Here is a 17,324-nt window from a genome sequence, read left to right on the forward strand (position 1 = left end):
CATGCCTCCCAAATGCATATCTACAGAACGCGGCAGGACAGTGCGTTGGACAGATCACAGGATTGATCGAGGCCAAACTGTGCTGACGCGCCCTTAACTCGCCGTTTTCGCAGCCACGATGATCAACTGTGCTATCCAGAAAAGGACCGCCTTATGAGCCCTTCAGCCGCCCCCGCAACATCCTCCGATATGTCAAAATCCGCGACTCGCAGTTTGCGCAACCTGTCTGAAACAACTTGGGTTTGGATCGCAATTGCCGCCCTTGTGACGCTTTGGGGCACGTCCATTGCACTGTTTGGCGTTCCCGGACTTTACATTCCTGCCGTGGCACTGGTCCCCGTGATCTTTCTGGCATTGGTGCTGATTTCACGCGGCTAAATCAAACGGCGACAATCCATCCACTTGGAACCCTATGCCCCGCATCATAAAGTGCTTGGCAGGAGATGATGCCAATGACCAAAGCGACCCAAGTGGATATCCTGATTTCTGGTGGCGGCATTGCTGGGCTGACCGCAGCCGCAGCCTTTGGCGCAGCAGGGTTTACAGTGCAATGTGTGGACCCAACACCGCCAATCACGGATCGCGACGCCGCTGGGGCGGACATGCGCACCACCGCCTTTCTGCAGCCCGCCCGTGCGCTTTTGGAAGAGGCCGGCCTGTGGGAGCGGTTGGACAACCACGCGGCCCCCTTGCAGATCATGCGTATTGTGGATGCTGGGGGTGATCTGCCTGAACCGCGCATCGTCAAAGATTTCAATGCCTCCGACATTTCGGAACAGCCCTTTGGTTGGAACCTCCCCAACTGGCTCTTACGCCGCGAAATGCTGGGCCGCTTGAATGAAATGGGCAACGTCGATCTGCGTTTGGGCTGCGCCACCAAAACCCTGTTCACCCGAACTGCAGAGGCCCGTGTCGGCCTAACCGATGGCAGCCAAACCAGCGCACGACTCGTGATTGCCGCCGATGGGCGTGGCTCCCCCATGCGCACTGCCGCTGGGATCACCGTAAAAACCACAAGATACGGCCAAAAAGCATTGGCACAGGCGGTGACCCATCCAATCCCACACGCCAATGTCTCCACTGAAATTCACCGGTCTGGTGGGCCCTTCACACTAGTGCCACTGCCCGACCACAACGGTCTGCCCTGCTCAGCCCTGGTGTGGATGGAACGTGGCCCACGCGCGCAAGAGCTGTTTGAAATGGAAACTGCCGCTTTTGAGGCAGAGATGACCGATCGCAGCTGCGCACTATATGGCCCGCTGACCTTGGCGTCTCGCCGCACGATTTGGCCTATCATCTCTCAATCTGCAGACCGCCTCTACGGCCAGCGACTTGCCTTGGTTGCTGAGGCTGCACATGTGGTTCCACCGATTGGGGCACAGGGATTGAACATGAGCCTTGGAGACATGCAGGTCTTGTTGGATCTTGCCAAAGCAGATCGCGCCGATCTGGGCAGCGCGCGCATGCTTGAGCGATATCACCGAGCGCGGTTTGCTGATGTAAAACTGCGGGTGCAGGGCATTGATATGCTCAACCGCGCGTCCATGGCCGCGGCGCAACCATTGCGCGACGCCCGTGCGATGGGGCTCAATGCACTCTATGCGATGGCACCTGTGCGCAAGACGCTGATGCAAATGGGGTTGGGTGTACGCTAGAACGCTGCGCAGTCTGACCCAACAGAATTGGGTGCAACCCCAATCCCGCGGGGATATTTTGGGGTCTCAGAAATGCAGGAGGCGCCAAGATTTGGCACCTCCGCAATACAGTCGCGATACAGACGCAATACCGACGTGCTAAATCACCGTATCCAGCACCGTTTTGAGACGGGCCAAGGTGGTCGGAACATCATAGAGTTTATCCAAACCAAATAGGCCAAGACGGAAGGTCATGAAGCCCTCAGGTTCATCACAGGCCAAAGGAACACCCGCAGCGATCTGCATCCCCTCAGCCGCGAATTTGCTGCCGTTTTTGACGTCTGGATCGTTGGTATAGCTCACCACCACGCCCGGCGCGCCAAACCCCTCGGCTGCAACTGATTGAACGCCCTTTTCTTTCAACAGGCTGCGCACTGCATTGCCCAATTCCCACTGCGCCGCTTGGAGTTTTTCAAAGCCATAGTCGCGGGTTTCAAGCATGGTGTCGCGGAAAGCGCGCAGCGCGTCGGTCGGCATGGTGGCATGGTAGGCGTGGCCGCCATTTTCATAAGCCGCCATGATGTCACGCCATTTTTTGAGATCCAGAGCAAAGCTATCCGATTGAGTGTTCTCAAGCCTTTCCATCGCCTTAGCCGACAGCATCACCAATCCAGCCGAGGGTGATGCGCTCCATCCTTTTTGTGGTGCAGAGCACAGGACATCCACACCCAGCGCCTTCATATCCACCCAAGCGCAACCTGAGGCGATACAATCCAGAACCATAAGTGCACCCACGCTGTGGGCGGCCTCAGCCATCTTTTGGATATAGTCGTTGGGTAAAATCACCCCGGCGCTGGTTTCTACATGTGGAGCAAATACAACCTGCGGTTTTTTCTCTTGAATTTTGGCGACAACCTGATCAATCGGGGCAGGTGCAAAAGGCGAAGTGACATCGTTTCCGATTTGCCGCGCCTTCATCACCGTGCTTTCCGAAGCAAACCCACCAGCTTCAAAGATCTGGCTCCAGCGGTAGGAGAACCAGCCATTGCGCACCACCAAGGTTTTCTGTCCTGCTGCGAACTGACGAGCCACAGCTTCCATGCCGAAGGTGCCGCCCCCCGGCACCAACGCAACGGCGTCAGCGCTGTAAACCTCTTTGAGCATTGCAGAAATGTCGCGCATCACCTGCTGGAACGTCTTGGACATGTGGTTGAGGGATCGGTCGGTGAAAACCACCGAGAACTCAGCTAACCCGTTAGGATCAACAGAAGGGCGGGAAAGTGACATTAGGTCCTCCAATTTGGCGACATCTAGGGCAATTAACCTAACCCTGACATAAAACGTAACCGCCGAGAGAGCCAGTATTGCGAACTTTCTACGCATTCGGTCTCAACTGTTCGTTTCATAGCAACGAGATGACTACATCTCGGCTGTATCGTATGTTAGCGTCTACCTCAAAGTTTGTGATGTTTTGTCAAATGGATGGTCAGTATGGGTGAGTTTGTTGTTTTTGGAATAGACGTTCTAAACAACCCGAATGTATCGACGACCAGCGGCACAGGTAACGACGGCCAAGGCATCGCCGTTATTACAGGTGGCTCCCAACCTTTTGAAGATGATGACATCGTGGTTTTTGAAACCGTTAATGAAACCCCAGATGGCGAACTCTCAGGCAGCAGCGCGATTGGCGACATAACGGTGTATGACTCTTTGGCCGATTACGAAGCGGGCTTGGTAAAGTACAACTATGCGCCACAAAACCCTGGTCAAACTGCGTCGATTCAAGGCGACGTGAGCGGCCTCGGAGACGCATATGTTCGTTTCAATGCAAATGTCCTGGTACCAGAGGACGGCGGGCCAACCTTTGGTAGCTTATTTGTTGCTCCAGGAACAAACTTAGCTGACGCCGCCAACCAACCTGGCGGTTTGACCTTGGATCGCAACCAAGACATCGATCTTGATGGCGACGGGGATTTCGACGAGCCATTGGAGGAAGGCAACAACCTATTTTATGTTGGCGACTACACGCAACCGATCCCGTGTTTCACAGTAGGCACCAAACTTCGAACCCCCAGCGGACCCGCGTTGATAGAGACCCTTAGGCCAGGGGATCAAGTACTGACATTAGACAATGGGGCGCAAACAGTACGCTGGATCGGACGACGTAGAGTGCAAGCCCGCGGCCATATGGCACCTGTCCACATCGCAGCCAATACTTATGGCAAACACAGAGCCTTGGAAGTCTCTCAAAATCACCGAATTCTTCGCAAAGGTCCGGAGATTTCACTCCTCTTCGCAGAACCAGAAGTTCTCGTGGCTGCAAAACACCTTATCGACAAACGCAATGTTACTTTGCGTACCGGAGGGTGGGTGGAATACGTGCATATATTGTTTGACCAACACCAAATCGTTTGGGCCAACGGTCTTTTAAGCGAAAGCTTGTACCCCTCCGTGGATAGCTTTGCTCTTGCCGATCCGTCTCAGGCGGCAGCTATGAAAGAACTGCAAAGTATTTTCGGAGAGCTTTTTGAAGGCGAAACGGTGACACCTGAGTTCGCAGCGCGACGTTGCCTTAAGAAGTCTGAGGCCTCACTCATACCCTCTGGCTCGACAGTCTAGATTTAGTCCAACTCGCTAAAGTGGGCCCGGGCGACGTTCTTCGCTAAGCAAAACATTCGCATCTACATTGCCGACGCCTGGGAGCGTCATGATACGACGACGCAATACTCGTTCGAAATCAGAGATGTCCCGTGCAGTCACGCGCAAACGATAGTCATACATGCCCAACACATGCTCCACCGTCTGTACCTCTGGAATGGCCGTTACAGCGCGCTCAAAATCTTCGAGACTAACCCGCCCCTTGGTGGCCAGTTTCACCCCGAGAAAGACGGTTACGCCAAACCCAAGTTTTTCACGGTCCAGATCCAATTTGCGGCCGGAAATCACGCCACTGGCTTGTAAGCGTTTGATCCGACGCCAGGTCGCAGGTTGCGACAATCCAAAGCGCCGGCCCAAAGCCCCAGCGTTTTGCGTGGCGTCCTCCGCCAGTGCCTTGAGAACCGCACGATCGATCTGGTCAAGGTCAATCACAGTGGCAGGCTTTCATCAGACTTGATCCGCGCGACATGCATCAGCGCCTCGATATCTGCGATATGAGGCAAGATCAGCACGCGGCTGCGATAAATGTCCTGATAGTGGCGCATGTCTTTCGCAATGATGGACAAGCGCACATCGACCTGGCCTAAGAAGGTTTGGATTTCGATCACCTCAGGGATTTCCCGAGCGGCCTCGATGAAATCATCAAAAGACCGGGGTTGGGTTTTATCCAAAGTGATCCGAAGACTGACCTCAACTTCATACCCGAGCGCCTGCCAGTCGATTATCGCGCGTTGGCCGCGGAGCACGCCATCTTCCTTCAAGCGCTCAACGCGACGGGTCACCCGGGACGTAGTCAAACCTAGACGATCCGCAATCTCAGGCCAGGACTGAGTCGGGTCACCCTGCAAATGGCGCAAAATACGTCTATCCACATCATCAAGCATGAAAAAGTCGATATCAGATACATAGGAGAATAAGAACACCTAAAATTTCTCCATATACATCAAATTACACCGTCATTTTTTGGAAAAACACACCGTATTGTACGGCCAGATATCAAAAAAGGAGCGTTCACTATGCGCGTTTATTACGACCGCGATTGCGACATCAATCTGATCAAAGACATGAAAGTGGCCATCCTGGGCTATGGCTCTCAGGGCCACGCCCATGCGCTGAACCTGCGCGATTCCGGCGCCAAGAATGTTGTTGTGGCACTGCGCGAAGGCTCCCCTTCTGCCAAAAAAGCCGAAGGCGAAGGCTTGAAGGTAATGGGTATTGCGGAAGCCGCCGCATGGTGTGACGTGATCATGTTCACCATGCCCGATGAGCTTCAGGCAGAAACCTACAAGAAGTATGTACACGATAACATTAAGCCAGGTGCGGCCATTGCATTTGCACACGGCCTTAACGTGCACTTTGGTCTGATTGAGCCCAAAGAAGGCATCGATGTGATCATGATGGCACCTAAGGGCCCGGGCCACACTGTGCGTGGAGAATACACCAAAGGCGGCGGCGTGCCTTGCCTCGTGGCTGTGGACACCAACTCCACCGGTCGCGCGCTAGAAATCGGCCTGTCTTACTGTTCAGCAATCGGTGGCGGCCGTTCTGGCATCATCGAAACCAACTTCCGTGAAGAGTGCGAAACGGACTTGTTTGGTGAGCAGGCTGTGCTTTGCGGCGGCCTGGTTGAGTTGATCCGTTGTGGCTTTGAGACACTAGTCGAAGCAGGCTATGCTCCTGAAATGGCGTACTTTGAGTGCCTGCACGAAGTGAAACTGATCGTTGACCTGATCTATGAAGGCGGGATCGCCAACATGGACTACTCGATTTCCAACACCGCAGAATATGGCCAGTACGTCACCGGTCCACGTATTCTGAAATATGACGAAACCAAAGCCCGTATGAAAGAAGTGCTGAACGACATTCAGCAAGGTAAATTCGTACGTGACTTCATGTTGGAAAATGCAGTTGGTCAGCCGACCATCAAAGCGTCTCGCCGTGCAAACGACGAGCACATCATTGAAGAAACAGGCGCGAAACTGCGCGGCATGATGCCTTGGATCTCTGCCGGCAAAATGGTCGACAAAGAAAAGAACTAAGCACATTCAGACTTCGGAAAAGGGGCCAATAGGCCCCTTTTTTTGTGTTAGCCACCTTAAGCACCACAAGCACTGATGTAAGCTCTTTCCAAAGGGCTCGCCGAACCGTCATAGTAGTGTTGACGCTTCTCATTAGCCTTTTCGGCCCAAACTTCCCAACTAGTGTGGGGCAAGTTGCCCCGAGATTGTCCCTCCGACGCGAGGACAAAGGCGACCCTGACCTTTGCTTCAAAATGGGCGTTTCTGCCGGGGTGCCACCTCCTTGCAAAGCTCTTCCCCTCTTCGAACTCAAACGCTGTGCTCAACGTGCTGTGTCCGTCATAAAGCACGATCTCATACACGGAACAGCCAATACTCGGCTCGATAGGAGGGTCCTTAGATGCATCGCACTGATACCGGCAGAATCAGCCCCTCTGCCAAGGGCCACCCGCGTCCAATGCGTCGCACAAAAACATCGAAAGCCACGGGAACACCAAAGTTTACCGCAACGGATTTCGAAATGTTTTCAGTTATTTGCCACTTCATTCACGACATCAACTTCAGCTAAAAAATCTCACAGGACAGCGCCTTAAGAACCGTCCCCTCAATCTCGCAATTCAGAGCGTCTCTCTTTTCGGACCACGTACTTACGTCGTTTTCCTCTTGCGGTTAGGGCCACAAGTCCAGTATTCGAAAGGACCTACAAATGTTGTGAAACCGCCGGGAGAAACACCGGCAAACTTTGTGCCATTTGATCTACTGCTGCAGGCTTTCGCGCAACCGTTTCAACCACTTGGCGCCTGATTGGGTCGGCAAAACTAAGAGCCCAATTATGTAAACCATTGCTGACGGCAAGCAAAAATCCAAGTGATGCCAATGCCTGCTTGACCTGCTTGTTAATTCGCCGCTTTGTAGCGCAAAACGAAAGCACATGATGCCCCCTACAAACACACCTCAAATCACGCCGATGAGCTGGATAATGGTCGCAACTCTCGGTTTTGTCTGGGGCGGTACTTTTATGGTACAAAAACTCGCGCTCAATTATCTGCCACCGATTTGGGTCGCGGCGGCGCGTCTTGGCTTTGCTGCACTTATCACTCTGGCAATCTGGCGCCTGCGCAGCGGACACATGTTCACCACGAAAGAAACCGACTGGCCACGCCTGCTTTGGGTCTCTCTGCTGAGTGCAGCAGTGCCTTTTATGCTCCTGGCGTGGGCGCAACAGTATGTAAGCTCAGCATTTACGGGAGTATCAATGGCTGCCGTGGCACTGATTGTACTTCCTTTGGCGCATTTCTTTGTCCCGGGCGAGCGCATGACGCTGCGGCGCTGCCTCGGCTTCGTCATCGGCTTTTCAGGCGTTGTGGTACTGATCGGGCCGGCAGCCTTGGCTTCAAACGGCAGCCTGCTGGAAGGTTGGGGGCGCATGGCGTGCTTTGCCGCGGCCACTTGCTATGCCGTATCGTCAATCTTGATGCGCCGCCTACCGCCTCTCGACCCGTTTGGACTCTCTGCCACAACATTGATTTTTGGTGCCGCTTTGGTCATTCCTTTGGCACTCATCCAGTCAGGCCCGCCACCAATTCCGTCTACTGAAGGCTTGGTTATTGTTGCGATCCTTGGCCTAGTGCCAACGGCGGCTGCTGGCTTGTTGCGCATTTTGGTCATTCGCACGGCTGGACCAGTGTTCATGAGCCTGACCAACTACCAAGTACCGCTTTGGTCTGTGATATTTGGCGTCACCGTAATGGGCGAACCCCTTCCAGGATCGCTCATCTGGGCCACGCTGTTAATCTTATCCGGTGTCGCGCTCAGCCAGTTTGGATCGATGAGAAAGCTTTTTGGAGGCGGCTAGCCAAGCCAGCTCTCAAGCGACAGCGATGCGAACGGCATCAACAACGCTATCGACTGCGACTCCTAAGAGAGCCTCGTCCTCGCATTCCGCCATCACGCGCACTAAAGGTTCCGTACCCGATTTGCGGATGAGTAAGCGCCCCTTGCCCGTCAACGCTCGCTCAGCTTCGGCAATTGCCATTTTGACAGCAGCCTCCTCCAACGGCGTCTGACCTGCTTTGTAGCGCACATTTTTTAGTAACTGTGGGACGGTTTCAAAAACCCGAGCCAATGCACTCGCCGGCTTGCCAGTCTCAACCATTGCGGCCAAAAATTGTAGCCCAGCCATCAATCCATCACCGGTCGTGGCATAGTCGGTCATAACGATGTGACCGGATTGCTCACCACCTAGATTGTAGCCACAACGTCTCATCGCTTCGACCACGTACCGGTCGCCAACGGCGGTTCGCTCTAACCCCACTCCTTGTGACTCCAAGAAGCGCTCCAATCCAAGGTTCGACATCACTGTGGCGACCAAAGCTCCGCCCTTCAGCTGGCCTGATTTCGCCCATCGGGAGGCAAAAAGACCCATGATTTGATCACCATCCGCAACTTGGCCTGTTTCGTCGATGATCATCACGCGGTCGGCATCGCCATCCAAACAGATGCCAACGTCAGCACCATGAGCCACAACAGCTTCTTGTGCGGTCTTAGGGCTGGTGGAGCCACAATTTTGGTTGATGTTGTACCCATTGGGCACCACACCTACTGTAATCACTTCAGCGCCGAGCTCCCAAAGGGCTTCTGGCGCAGCACGGTAAGCCGCACCATTGGCACAATCGACCACCACTTTTACACCATTGAGAGGCAAATCACGCGGCAAGGAACTCTTGACGCGCTCAATGTAGCGAAAGCGCCCGTCGTCAATGCGCCGCGCACGACCAATGTTCTGCGCCTGCGCGGGCTCCACGCCGCTTTCGATCAGTTTTTCTATTTGCAACTCAGCTTCATCTGAAAGCTTAAATCCATCGGGGCCAAAGAACTTGATACCGTTGTCCTCGGCAGGGTTGTGGCTGGCGGAAATCATCACACCGAGGTCTGCGCGCATAGACGTTGTCAGCAACCCCACCGCAGGGGTTGGAACCGGTCCTAAGAGAAACACGTTCATGCCCGTCGAAGTTAACCCAGCCGTCAATGCACTCTCAAACATATAACCTGAAAGTCGCGTGTCTTTCCCAATCACCACGCGGTGCTGATTGGTCCCATCGTTGCGGAAAAACCGCCCGACAGCCGCGCCGATTCTCAGAGCCATTTCTGCGGTCATCGGGTGCGTGTTGGCGGTGCCTCGCACGCCGTCAGTTCCAAAAAATTTACGCGCCATTGGCTTCTCCTGTCGTCACTGCTTGCCACAGTTTCAAGGCTTGATGGGTTTGCCCCACATCATGTACGCGCACAATTTGCGCGCCTTGCGCGACCGCTGCAAGCGCGACTGCAATGGAGCCCGGCGCCCGCTCCGTCGCAAGCGGAGCCCTGCCGATGGTGCCGATGAATTTTTTGCGCGACGCGCCCAAAAGTATTGGACATCCCAGGCTGTGAAAAAGGCTCAGTCGAGCCAACAAAGCAAGGTTATGAGCAAGTGTTTTTCCAAAACCAATACCCGGATCAACGATGATCTTGGAACGCGAGATACCGCTGCTGATCAAGTGCTCAACTTGTGTTTCAAGGAAGTCATAAACATCCAATAGAACATCATCATACTGCGGACTGGTCTGCATGGTGGCCGGGTCACCTTGGGCATGCATTACACAAACCGGCACGTTGCGTTGCTGCGCAACTGACACTAAAGCCGGATCAAATGTAAATCCCGAAACATCGTTGACCAGACCTGCGCCTGCTTTCAAAGCTGCACGAGCAACTTGGGACTTGCGGGTATCAATACTAACCGGGAGATCAATGGCGGTAGAGATCGCCGAGATTGCAGGAGCTGTTCGGGCGACTTCCTCGCTTTCCGGGACATAAGCTGCCCCGGGGCGTGTAGATTCCCCGCCAACATCAATGATATCTGCGCCGTCGTTTTTCATCTGCTGTGCGCGTCCGAGAGCTTGATCGGCGCCCTCAAAGTCGCCCCCGTCAGAAAAGCTATCCGGCGTGACATTCAAGATGCCCATTATGTTTGGACGCAACATAGACAACGTGCCAACAGCATCACGCTGCACTGTGATACGCTCCAAAATGTTTGCAGGAATGCTCTTGGCGTCCTGCAATATTGGGGCACAACCACGCTCAAGTTTCTCTACTTGCTGAAACCAGCACCATCCCCCTGCCAAGACTTGCGCATCAGAAGGGCGGGACGCGTCCGTTTGTGGGATTGCACGATAGTAAACAGTCATTGCTGTTGAATGGGCAAAGCCGGATCAAAAGGCAAGAGTTCACAGCATTTTCTGTGTGATCTCTATGCCTTTCACTGCAAAATCGGGTTGCGAAACCTGCGCCGTATCCGCACCGATCGCCAAGAACTCAGAGGCCTGCATTTCCTGCGCGAACCAGAGGGCAAGCGCCAGCGTATCACTCGGCGGCCCCATAGGTCCTTCAACTGCGTCCAGTACAATTTTTGATGGCGCCCACACACAGGTCTGACCATTCTTCATGGCCCAATCAAGTTCGGTCCGCGTGTCCACAACCACACAGCGGTTGTCCTGCGCAGCCAACATCCAGGCATTTTGCTCAAGCGCCAGCAGATCTACCCGGCGTTGTGTCATGGTTTGGCCTGTCTGAACGACATCCATGTCCGGGGCGTCAACGCAAAAAATCAAAGGTATCTCGGAAGCCAGCAACTGGTCGATCCATCCGTTCAGATTCTGCGAAGCCCTTGCCGCGTTGGACAAGAAAACCACACGCGGCTGCAATACTTCCTCTTCCTGAACCTCTTCCACAGGCACCAAATGTGTCGTGCGACTGCGTACAATCTCAACGCCCAAAGCGCCTGGTCCGCGATCCAGCTTCTCGATACGGACAAACACACGCTGGGCTTGCGGCTCCAAGAGCACCCGATCCGCCACACGCGCAGCCAATGTTTCCAAAAGATTGAGGCGTTCCGCCGCCAACTCATGCGCAATGGCATCTGTTACCTTGTCGTAGGACAAAATCCGGTCGACATCATCTTCTACAGCAGCGCTGACTGGTAGCACTTCGACAACAACGTTAAAGCAAATCCGTTGGGTTGTGCCACGCTCCGTCTGAAATGCACCAATTTCCACATCCACTACATGATCACGCAACGAAATTCGATCAAGCGGCTTACGAGCTGTATCGCTTGAGGCTGTGGCTTCCGCACGTTCAGAAGGATGGGCAAAAGCCAATCGAATTTCGTTGCTCATTTTGAGTCATCCATACGCACTAGGGGTCAGAGCCGGTTTCGTAATTCCCTGCCATTATCAGGCGAAACAGAATCTCGCCATAGCTCAAAGACGGCAGACGAACCATATTTTGCGAAGTGTGGCCGAAGTCAGTTCTGCGAAAGGCGCGTCGGCATCCGGTAGAAGTGATGTACGCCAATTGTCGTTGTTCTCTCAAACGTGCGCGACCAGCGCGGGTTGACCGCTTTTGTATGATAGTGCGTAGCACCATTTGTCAGCGTTTTTGGCGCTCCATCCAGAAGCAAATGTGCAACTTTGCCGACGCGCTCGTACGCATCACGTTCGTGAATTTTGTCGCTTACACCATCGCAGTTATAGGTAAATTGGCACTGGTATTTACGGCCGCTCGACGTACCCTGGTTAATCACTCCGCAAACGCTTTGCGGGAAAGATGCGTGATCAGCGCGGTTCATTATCACTTCTGCGACCGCGAACTGCCCTTTTACACTTTCACCCCGCGCTTCAAAATAGAGAGCCTGAGACAAACACTGCCATTCAGCGGTCCGGTGAGCTTCCTCTACTTTGGGCAATTCATCGATAAAAGCACGGCTAAACGAAATCTCTGTGGGTTTGTTCTTTTTAGATGTGAAAATATCGCGCAGCGTCTTACCGTCAAACAAAACCAACTGTCGCGGCTTGGACTTGTCTGTCGATGTCGCTGGGGTGGTCTCTGCCATTCCTGCTCCCGCAAAAATCGCGGCAACCAAAACAGATCCAATCAGATTACGCATTATGACCTCGATAGGGGAACAAATCCCAAGCAGCTATTAAACGGGGGCTTTCATAAAGAAATTTCTTGAATTCGTCCACTCAACGACTTGCCGCATGTCACCGTGGCACAGAAACGAAAGTCAAAATTGTTAAAAAACCGTTAATTTACGATGTTTTATCCTGGATCGCCAACTGTGCTGCTGCCAAGCGGGCCACCGGGACTCGGAAGGGTGAACAGGAGACGTAGTCCATACCAATCTCCCGGCAGAAGGCGATTGATTCGGGACTACCCCCATGTTCTCCACACACTGAAAGGGTCAAATTCGGTTGCGCACGCCGACCGCGTTCCGCCCCAAGACGCAACAATTCACCAACCCCTTCCTGATCCAATGTGTGAAACGGATCTTCCGGAAACACACCTTGTTGCACGTAAGCGCTCATAAACCGGCCTGCGTCGTCGCGCGACAAGCCATAAGTCATCTGCGTGAGGTCGTTGGTTCCAAAACTAAAGAACTCACAATGAGGCGCTATGTCTTCGGCGCGTAAGGCGGCCCTTGGCGTTTCGACCATCACACCAAGGCGATAGTCAAAGTCCCGCCCCCGTTCAGTGCGCACTGCAGCAGCGACCGCATCAATTCGGGTTTTGACGAGTTCAACTTCTCGTTTTGCCGATACCAAAGGAATCATAATTTCAGGCACCACTGGATCACCGCCAGCACTCGCATCCAACATCGCCTCAAAAATTGCCCGCGCCTGCATGTCGAGAATTTCAGGAACTGTAATCTGCAGTCGAACGCCCCGCATCCCTAACATTGGATTGTATTCACCCAATGCCTCCACACGGCGTGTGACGTCGGACAGGGGCAGATTCAAAGCTTCCGCCAAATCGCGCAATCCAGCCCGATCCGTGGGTAAGAATTCATGTAGCGGAGGGTCAAAGAGCCGAATACACACGGGCCTTCCCTGCATGATCTCGAACAACTCGACAAACATTTCCCGCTGCATCGGCAAAAGAGCTTGCAGTGCCATGCTGCGATCGTCGGATGCATTTGCAAAAATGACCTCGCGCATCGCGATCAACTGATCGGCCTCAAAAAACATGTGCTCGGTGCGGCACAGCCCGATACCTTCCGCTTGAAAAACCAATGCAGTCCTGGCGTCTGCGGATGTATCTGCATTGGCACGCACACCAATATCTCGGCTCATATCAGCCCAGGTCATCAGGGTTTGAAAGGAATCATCAAGCGCGGCTTCCATCATTTTTGGCTCACCAGCCAGAATCTGCCCGTTGGTGCCATCGACCGTGATCACGTCACCCTCGCGAAACACGCGCCCATCAGGCGAAGTGATACGGCGTGTGCTGGTTTGAAACCGCATCGAGGTCGCGCCAACCACACAGGGCAGACCTAAACCCCGACCAATGACCGCCGCATGGCTGGTCATCCCGCCCCGTTCAGTCAAGGCCGCGCTGGCAGCGTGCATCCCACGAATGTCTTCTGGGTTGGTTTCACGCCTCACAAGAACACACGCCTCACCGCGTGCCGCACTCGCTTGTGCTTCAGCGGCTGTAAAAACGATCTTACCAGTGGCCGCACCTGGGCTGGCCCCGATACCACTGCCAATGACATCCCGTTTCGCTGTTCTATCCACTTGTCGGTGCAGAAGTTCATTTAGCGCACGTGGCTCTACGCGCATCACCGCCTCTTCGCGAGAGATGATTTTGCTCTCTGCCAAAGACACCGCAATGCGCACCGCCGCACGCGCGCTACGCTGCACGCGCACTCCATCAAGAATACGAATTTCACCATTTTCCAGCGTGAACTCGCACTGCATCTCTTCGCGCAAACGCTCTCGCATCAACGCAGCATACTTGGTCAACTGTAGAAAGGCCTGGGGCGCTTTCTCTTCCAACGAGGGCCCGCGCACATCTTTCTGCAGAAAGAGTGCGCTTCCTTCAGATTTCAGCGCGTCACGCCCCTGGCTTTGACTCATGTAGCGTCCAGTAATCTGCGCCACACCGGTCACACTGTTGACAAGTTGTAATACGCCACTTCCGCTTTCACCGCGCCCGACGCCGAGGGCCATGGCTTGAATGACCAGCCCCAATCCCGCATCCGCCGGCGCGCCTTTCGCTTGCCGCAACAAACGGGCCGTAGTGCCTTCCCACGCGCGCGCCATCGAGCGCAAAACACCGATCAACTGTTCGCTGCGCGATTGCGGAAATGGCTCTTCTGCCTCACTTTCGTATGCTTCAAGAAAGCACGAAACTGCGTTGACGTCAGCGCTGTCAAGGTCATCAAAAATATCTGGGTCCAGACGCGCGACATGCGTGGAGTATGATTGAATAAACTTCAAATACAGTTTGCGCGCTGCCTCACCACCAACACTGTCGCTCAAACGTGTAAATTGCGCATCGTTCATACCGATGTTCAAAATAGCACCCGGCCCGCCCCAATCAGGATCTTCCGAGCTTGGCCGCACACACAAAATCTGATCAGAATCAAAAGCCGCAAGAACTTGATCCATCCCGAGCCACTCTCCTGCCGCGAGGCCGTGCACTGCCTCAAACGACAACGCAACTGTCGTCGGCACAGGCAATCCTAAGCGCACCAGCCTCTGTAGGCATTTGGCTCGACCACCATGACTTGATGCGCTCACCGGCGCATCGGGTGTGATCAGAGTGATATGAGCGGCATTTTGCTGCACTGCGGCACCTATTAGTTGCGCCATGCAGCATAGACCCCAAGCGCGGTGAAGCAAGTCTTTGCTGCCCGCCGCGGCGTTTTGCGCCTTACCCTTCGACGCGGGTCAAATCTGCAACTTGTGCGCAAATAACGCGAATGCGCGACAGAAGATTTAAGCGATTACGACGGACCACATCGTTGTCGCTGTTCACCTGTACCGCTTCAAAAAAAGCATCGATAGGCGCACGCAGCGAAGCCATGGTCGCCATAGCCGACGCGAAATCCTCAGCCTCGATAGTCGAAGAGATCACTCCCTCCGCCTGATCCAGAGCAGCAAACAGCGCTTTTTCGCTATCATGCTCGGCAAATTTCAAATCCGCACCATAGGAGTACTCCACACCGTCTTTTTCTTCAGCTTGGCTCAGAATATTGTTGGCACGTTTATAACCCTGCAGCAGGTTTTCCCCATCTTCTGTGGCCATAAAATCCTGCAACGCACGTGCACGCGCTGCCAAAAGCGCAAGATCGTCATTGCTGCCCATCGCGATACAGGCGTCGATCACATCGTGACGAATGCCCTGATCGCGCAGATATACCTTCAAACGATCATGGAAAAACAACAAGAGATTTGCAGATGTCTCATCCATAAACACTTCAACTTCTGAAAGGACAGAGCCTTGCGAAGTATCGGGCGTAAAAGGATTTGTGTTACTTGCGGATACTCTTTCAATTGCCGTCTTAAATGCGGCACCAAACACGCCATACGCAGCAATCTCCGAGAGTGTCTCTTCGAGCGTAAACAAGTCTTGTTCACCAGCTGTTTCGCGCATTTGATCAAGTTTGAAACGGAGCAGCTGGTGATCGAAAAATACCTGCAAGCGAATCCGTATACCATTCTCCAGCACCAGCCGGATCACACCCAACGCAGCCCTGCGGAGCGCAAACGGGTCCTTTGACCCGGTTGGCTTCTCATCTATCGCCCAAAAACCGGTTAGCGTATCTAGTTTGTCGGCCAATGCCACCGCGACGGACACGGCTGCTGTTGGCACATCATCTGACGGCCCCAACGGCGAATAGTGTTCTTCAGCCGCTGCAGCCACTTCCGCGCCATGCCCAGCAATTTCACCATAGTAGCGCCCCATCAGACCCTGTAGTTCAGGGAACTCATAGACCATTTCGGAGCTTAAATCTGCCTTCGCCCAACGTGCTGCAGTCTCTGCCGCCTCAGCATCGGCTCCCGTCACCGGTGCCAACTCGCGCGCAAGCGCCGCGACACGGCCAATCCGATCCCCTTGGCTACCCAGTTTGTTGTGGAACGTCACATTGTTGAGGCTCTCAAGCCAGGCGTCGGCGCCGCCTTTGGCCACACGTGTATCTTTCTCCCAGAAGAACTTCGCGTCACTCAAACGCGCAAACAGCACTTTTTGGTTCCCCGCAAGAATTGTCGCGCCATTGTCCTTGGTCTCGCGATTGGCCACTGTAACAAATTTCTCGATCCGACCCGTCTTTGGGTTCCGTACCGAGAAAAACTTCTGGTGCTCTTTCATCGAGGTCTGCAGCACCTCAGGTGGAAGCCCCAGAAAATCCTCAGCAATGTTACCCATCAAAACAACAGGCCACTCAACCAAACCCGCCACTTCGGACAACAGTCCTTTGTCTTCGACAATCTCAAGACCTTGGGCAAAAGTCATATTTGTAGCATCATTCCAGATCGCTTCCGCCCGATCTTCCGCGTTCAGGATCACATGGTTCCGCTTCAGATTGATTTCATAGTCTTCAAACCCATTCACACTGAAACGGCCAGAGCCCATAAATCGGTGACCTTCCGTGACGTCGCCAGATTTAATGCCATCGACGTCCAGTTCGACCACACTGTGGCCATCCTCAGCGGTCAGGATGCACAAGATAGAATGCAACGGACGCACCCAGCGCAACGACCCCGCGCCCCATCGCATGGACTTAGGCCAAGGAAAATTACGAATGGTGTCTTCCAAAACCTGCCCTACAATTTCCGTTGCCGGACGACCAGGCTTGGTGATCAATGCAAAATAGATCGCGCCTTTAGGTGTCTCGCGCTCTTCCAAATCTTCGCGTTTCACCCCTGCGCCACGCAAAAAACCTTCGATCGCCTTCTCAGGCGCACCGACTTTCGGCCCTTTGCGTTCTTCTTGAACGGTTGGGCTTTCGGACAACAGACCTTCCAGAGCCAAAGTTAAGCGGCGGGGCGTGGAAAATGAACGTGCGTGGGCATAGGTCAACCCAGCGTCAACCAAACCATCCGTAACCTTTTTCTTCAGGTCTTCGGCAGCCCGCGCCTGCATCCGGGCGGGAATTTCTTCAGAAAAAAGTTCGATCAACAGATCAGGCATG

General features: G+C 54.0%; 14 protein-coding genes. 5 read left to right on the forward strand and 9 right to left on the reverse strand.

What is annotated here, in order from left to right; all coding sequences use genetic code 11:
- Positions 1-153 precede the first annotated feature (153 nt).
- Positions 154-378, forward strand: a complete 225-nt coding sequence (locus ABWV47_RS06740; RefSeq protein WP_502959687.1) for a hypothetical protein — start codon at positions 154-156, stop codon at positions 376-378.
- A 74-nt stretch (positions 379-452) separates the two neighbouring features.
- A complete protein-coding gene (locus tag ABWV47_RS06745) occupies positions 453-1,655 on the forward strand; it encodes a UbiH/UbiF family hydroxylase (RefSeq protein ID WP_353309950.1) in 1,203 nt (400 codons plus the stop codon).
- A 138-nt stretch (positions 1,656-1,793) separates the two neighbouring features.
- On the opposite strand, the gene ABWV47_RS06750 is transcribed toward ABWV47_RS06745, so the two are convergent.
- Positions 1,794-2,921: an aminotransferase class V-fold PLP-dependent enzyme gene (locus ABWV47_RS06750; protein ID WP_353309953.1), complete on the reverse strand. Its 1,128-nt coding sequence runs from the start codon at positions 2,919-2,921 to the stop codon at positions 1,794-1,796.
- Between the two features lie 204 nt (positions 2,922-3,125).
- On the opposite strand from ABWV47_RS06750, the gene ABWV47_RS06755 reads away from it, so the two are divergent.
- Positions 3,126-4,253, forward strand: a complete 1,128-nt coding sequence (locus ABWV47_RS06755; protein ID WP_353309955.1) for a Hint domain-containing protein — start codon at positions 3,126-3,128, stop codon at positions 4,251-4,253.
- Positions 4,254-4,268: 15 nt separating this feature from the next.
- Here the strand turns inward: ABWV47_RS06755 and ABWV47_RS06760 are convergent, their stop codons facing one another.
- Positions 4,269-4,724: an Lrp/AsnC family transcriptional regulator gene (locus ABWV47_RS06760; protein ID WP_353309958.1), complete on the reverse strand. Its 456-nt coding sequence runs from the start codon at positions 4,722-4,724 to the stop codon at positions 4,269-4,271.
- A complete protein-coding gene (locus ABWV47_RS06765) occupies positions 4,721-5,176 on the reverse strand; it encodes an Lrp/AsnC family transcriptional regulator (RefSeq protein ID WP_353312038.1) in 456 nt (151 codons plus the stop codon). Before ABWV47_RS06765 ends, ABWV47_RS06760 begins: the two co-directional genes overlap by 4 nt.
- A 132-nt stretch (positions 5,177-5,308) precedes the next feature.
- On the opposite strand from ABWV47_RS06765, the gene ilvC reads away from it, so the two are divergent.
- Both ilvC and ABWV47_RS06775 read left to right on the forward strand, forming a co-directional pair.
- Positions 5,309-6,331: a ketol-acid reductoisomerase gene (ilvC, locus tag ABWV47_RS06770; RefSeq protein WP_353309961.1), complete on the forward strand. Its 1,023-nt coding sequence runs from the start codon at positions 5,309-5,311 to the stop codon at positions 6,329-6,331.
- Positions 6,332-7,289: 958 nt separating this feature from the next.
- Entirely contained in the window at positions 7,290-8,165 is an 876-nt protein-coding gene (locus ABWV47_RS06775) for a DMT family transporter (RefSeq protein WP_353312040.1), read from the forward strand.
- Positions 8,166-8,177: 12 nt separating this feature from the next.
- Here ABWV47_RS06775 and glmM read toward each other — a convergent pair whose 3' ends face one another.
- The 6 genes from glmM to glyS form a co-directional block, all read right to left on the reverse strand.
- A complete protein-coding gene (gene glmM / locus ABWV47_RS06780; protein ID WP_353309963.1) occupies positions 8,178-9,524 on the reverse strand; it encodes a phosphoglucosamine mutase in 1,347 nt (448 codons plus the stop codon).
- On the reverse strand, positions 9,514-10,533 hold the full coding sequence (gene folP, locus ABWV47_RS06785; protein ID WP_353309966.1) for a dihydropteroate synthase: 1,020 nt from the start codon (positions 10,531-10,533) through the stop codon (positions 9,514-9,516). Before folP ends, glmM begins: the two co-directional genes overlap by 11 nt.
- A 39-nt stretch (positions 10,534-10,572) precedes the next feature.
- Complete coding sequence (locus ABWV47_RS06790; protein ID WP_353309968.1) at positions 10,573-11,520, reverse strand: dihydroneopterin aldolase; 948 nt, start codon at positions 11,518-11,520, stop codon at positions 10,573-10,575.
- Between the two features lie 128 nt (positions 11,521-11,648).
- Complete coding sequence (locus ABWV47_RS06795) at positions 11,649-12,236, reverse strand: cell wall hydrolase (RefSeq protein WP_353309971.1); 588 nt, start codon at positions 12,234-12,236, stop codon at positions 11,649-11,651.
- A gap of 199 nt (positions 12,237-12,435) precedes the next feature.
- On the reverse strand, positions 12,436-15,000 hold the full coding sequence (locus ABWV47_RS06800; protein WP_353309973.1) for a putative PEP-binding protein: 2,565 nt from the start codon (positions 14,998-15,000) through the stop codon (positions 12,436-12,438).
- A 61-nt stretch (positions 15,001-15,061) separates the two neighbouring features.
- Positions 15,062-17,323 carry a glycine--tRNA ligase subunit beta gene (gene glyS, locus ABWV47_RS06805; protein ID WP_353309975.1) on the reverse strand — a complete coding sequence of 754 codons (2,262 nt, stop codon included), beginning with the start codon at positions 17,321-17,323 and terminating at the stop codon, positions 15,062-15,064.
- Position 17,324: the final 1 nt, after the last annotated feature.

Origin of the sequence: Shimia sp. NS0008-38b (assembly GCF_040370365.1) — a bacterium.
Lineage (GTDB): Bacteria > Pseudomonadota > Alphaproteobacteria > Rhodobacterales > Rhodobacteraceae > Shimia.

What these genes read in the sequence shown, in the direction of transcription:
- ABWV47_RS06745 (WP_353309950.1), top strand. Translation starts at nt 453, where the DNA reads ATGACCAAAGCGACCCAAGTGGATATCCTGATTTCTGGTGGCGGCATT.
- glmM (WP_353309963.1), bottom strand. Translation starts at nt 9,524, where the DNA reads ATGGCGCGTAAATTTTTTGGAACTGACGGCGTGCGAGGCACCGCCAAC.
- ABWV47_RS06790 (WP_353309968.1), bottom strand. Translation starts at nt 11,520, where the DNA reads ATGAGCAACGAAATTCGATTGGCTTTTGCCCATCCTTCTGAACGTGCG.
- ABWV47_RS06740 (WP_502959687.1), top strand. Translation starts at nt 154, where the DNA reads ATGAGCCCTTCAGCCGCCCCCGCAACATCCTCCGATATGTCAAAATCC.
- ABWV47_RS06765 (WP_353312038.1), bottom strand. Translation starts at nt 5,176, where the DNA reads ATGCTTGATGATGTGGATAGACGTATTTTGCGCCATTTGCAGGGTGAC.
- ABWV47_RS06755 (WP_353309955.1), top strand. Translation starts at nt 3,126, where the DNA reads ATGGGTGAGTTTGTTGTTTTTGGAATAGACGTTCTAAACAACCCGAAT.
- folP (WP_353309966.1), bottom strand. Translation starts at nt 10,533, where the DNA reads ATGACTGTTTACTATCGTGCAATCCCACAAACGGACGCGTCCCGCCCT.
- ABWV47_RS06750 (WP_353309953.1), bottom strand. Translation starts at nt 2,921, where the DNA reads ATGTCACTTTCCCGCCCTTCTGTTGATCCTAACGGGTTAGCTGAGTTC.
- ilvC (WP_353309961.1), top strand. Translation starts at nt 5,309, where the DNA reads ATGCGCGTTTATTACGACCGCGATTGCGACATCAATCTGATCAAAGAC.
- ABWV47_RS06800 (WP_353309973.1), bottom strand. Translation starts at nt 15,000, where the DNA reads ATGGCGCAACTAATAGGTGCCGCAGTGCAGCAAAATGCCGCTCATATC.
- ABWV47_RS06775 (WP_353312040.1), top strand. Translation starts at nt 7,290, where the DNA reads ATGGTCGCAACTCTCGGTTTTGTCTGGGGCGGTACTTTTATGGTACAA.
- glyS (WP_353309975.1), bottom strand. Translation starts at nt 17,323, where the DNA reads ATGCCTGATCTGTTGATCGAACTTTTTTCTGAAGAAATTCCCGCCCGG.
- ABWV47_RS06795 (WP_353309971.1), bottom strand. Translation starts at nt 12,236, where the DNA reads ATGGCAGAGACCACCCCAGCGACATCGACAGACAAGTCCAAGCCGCGA.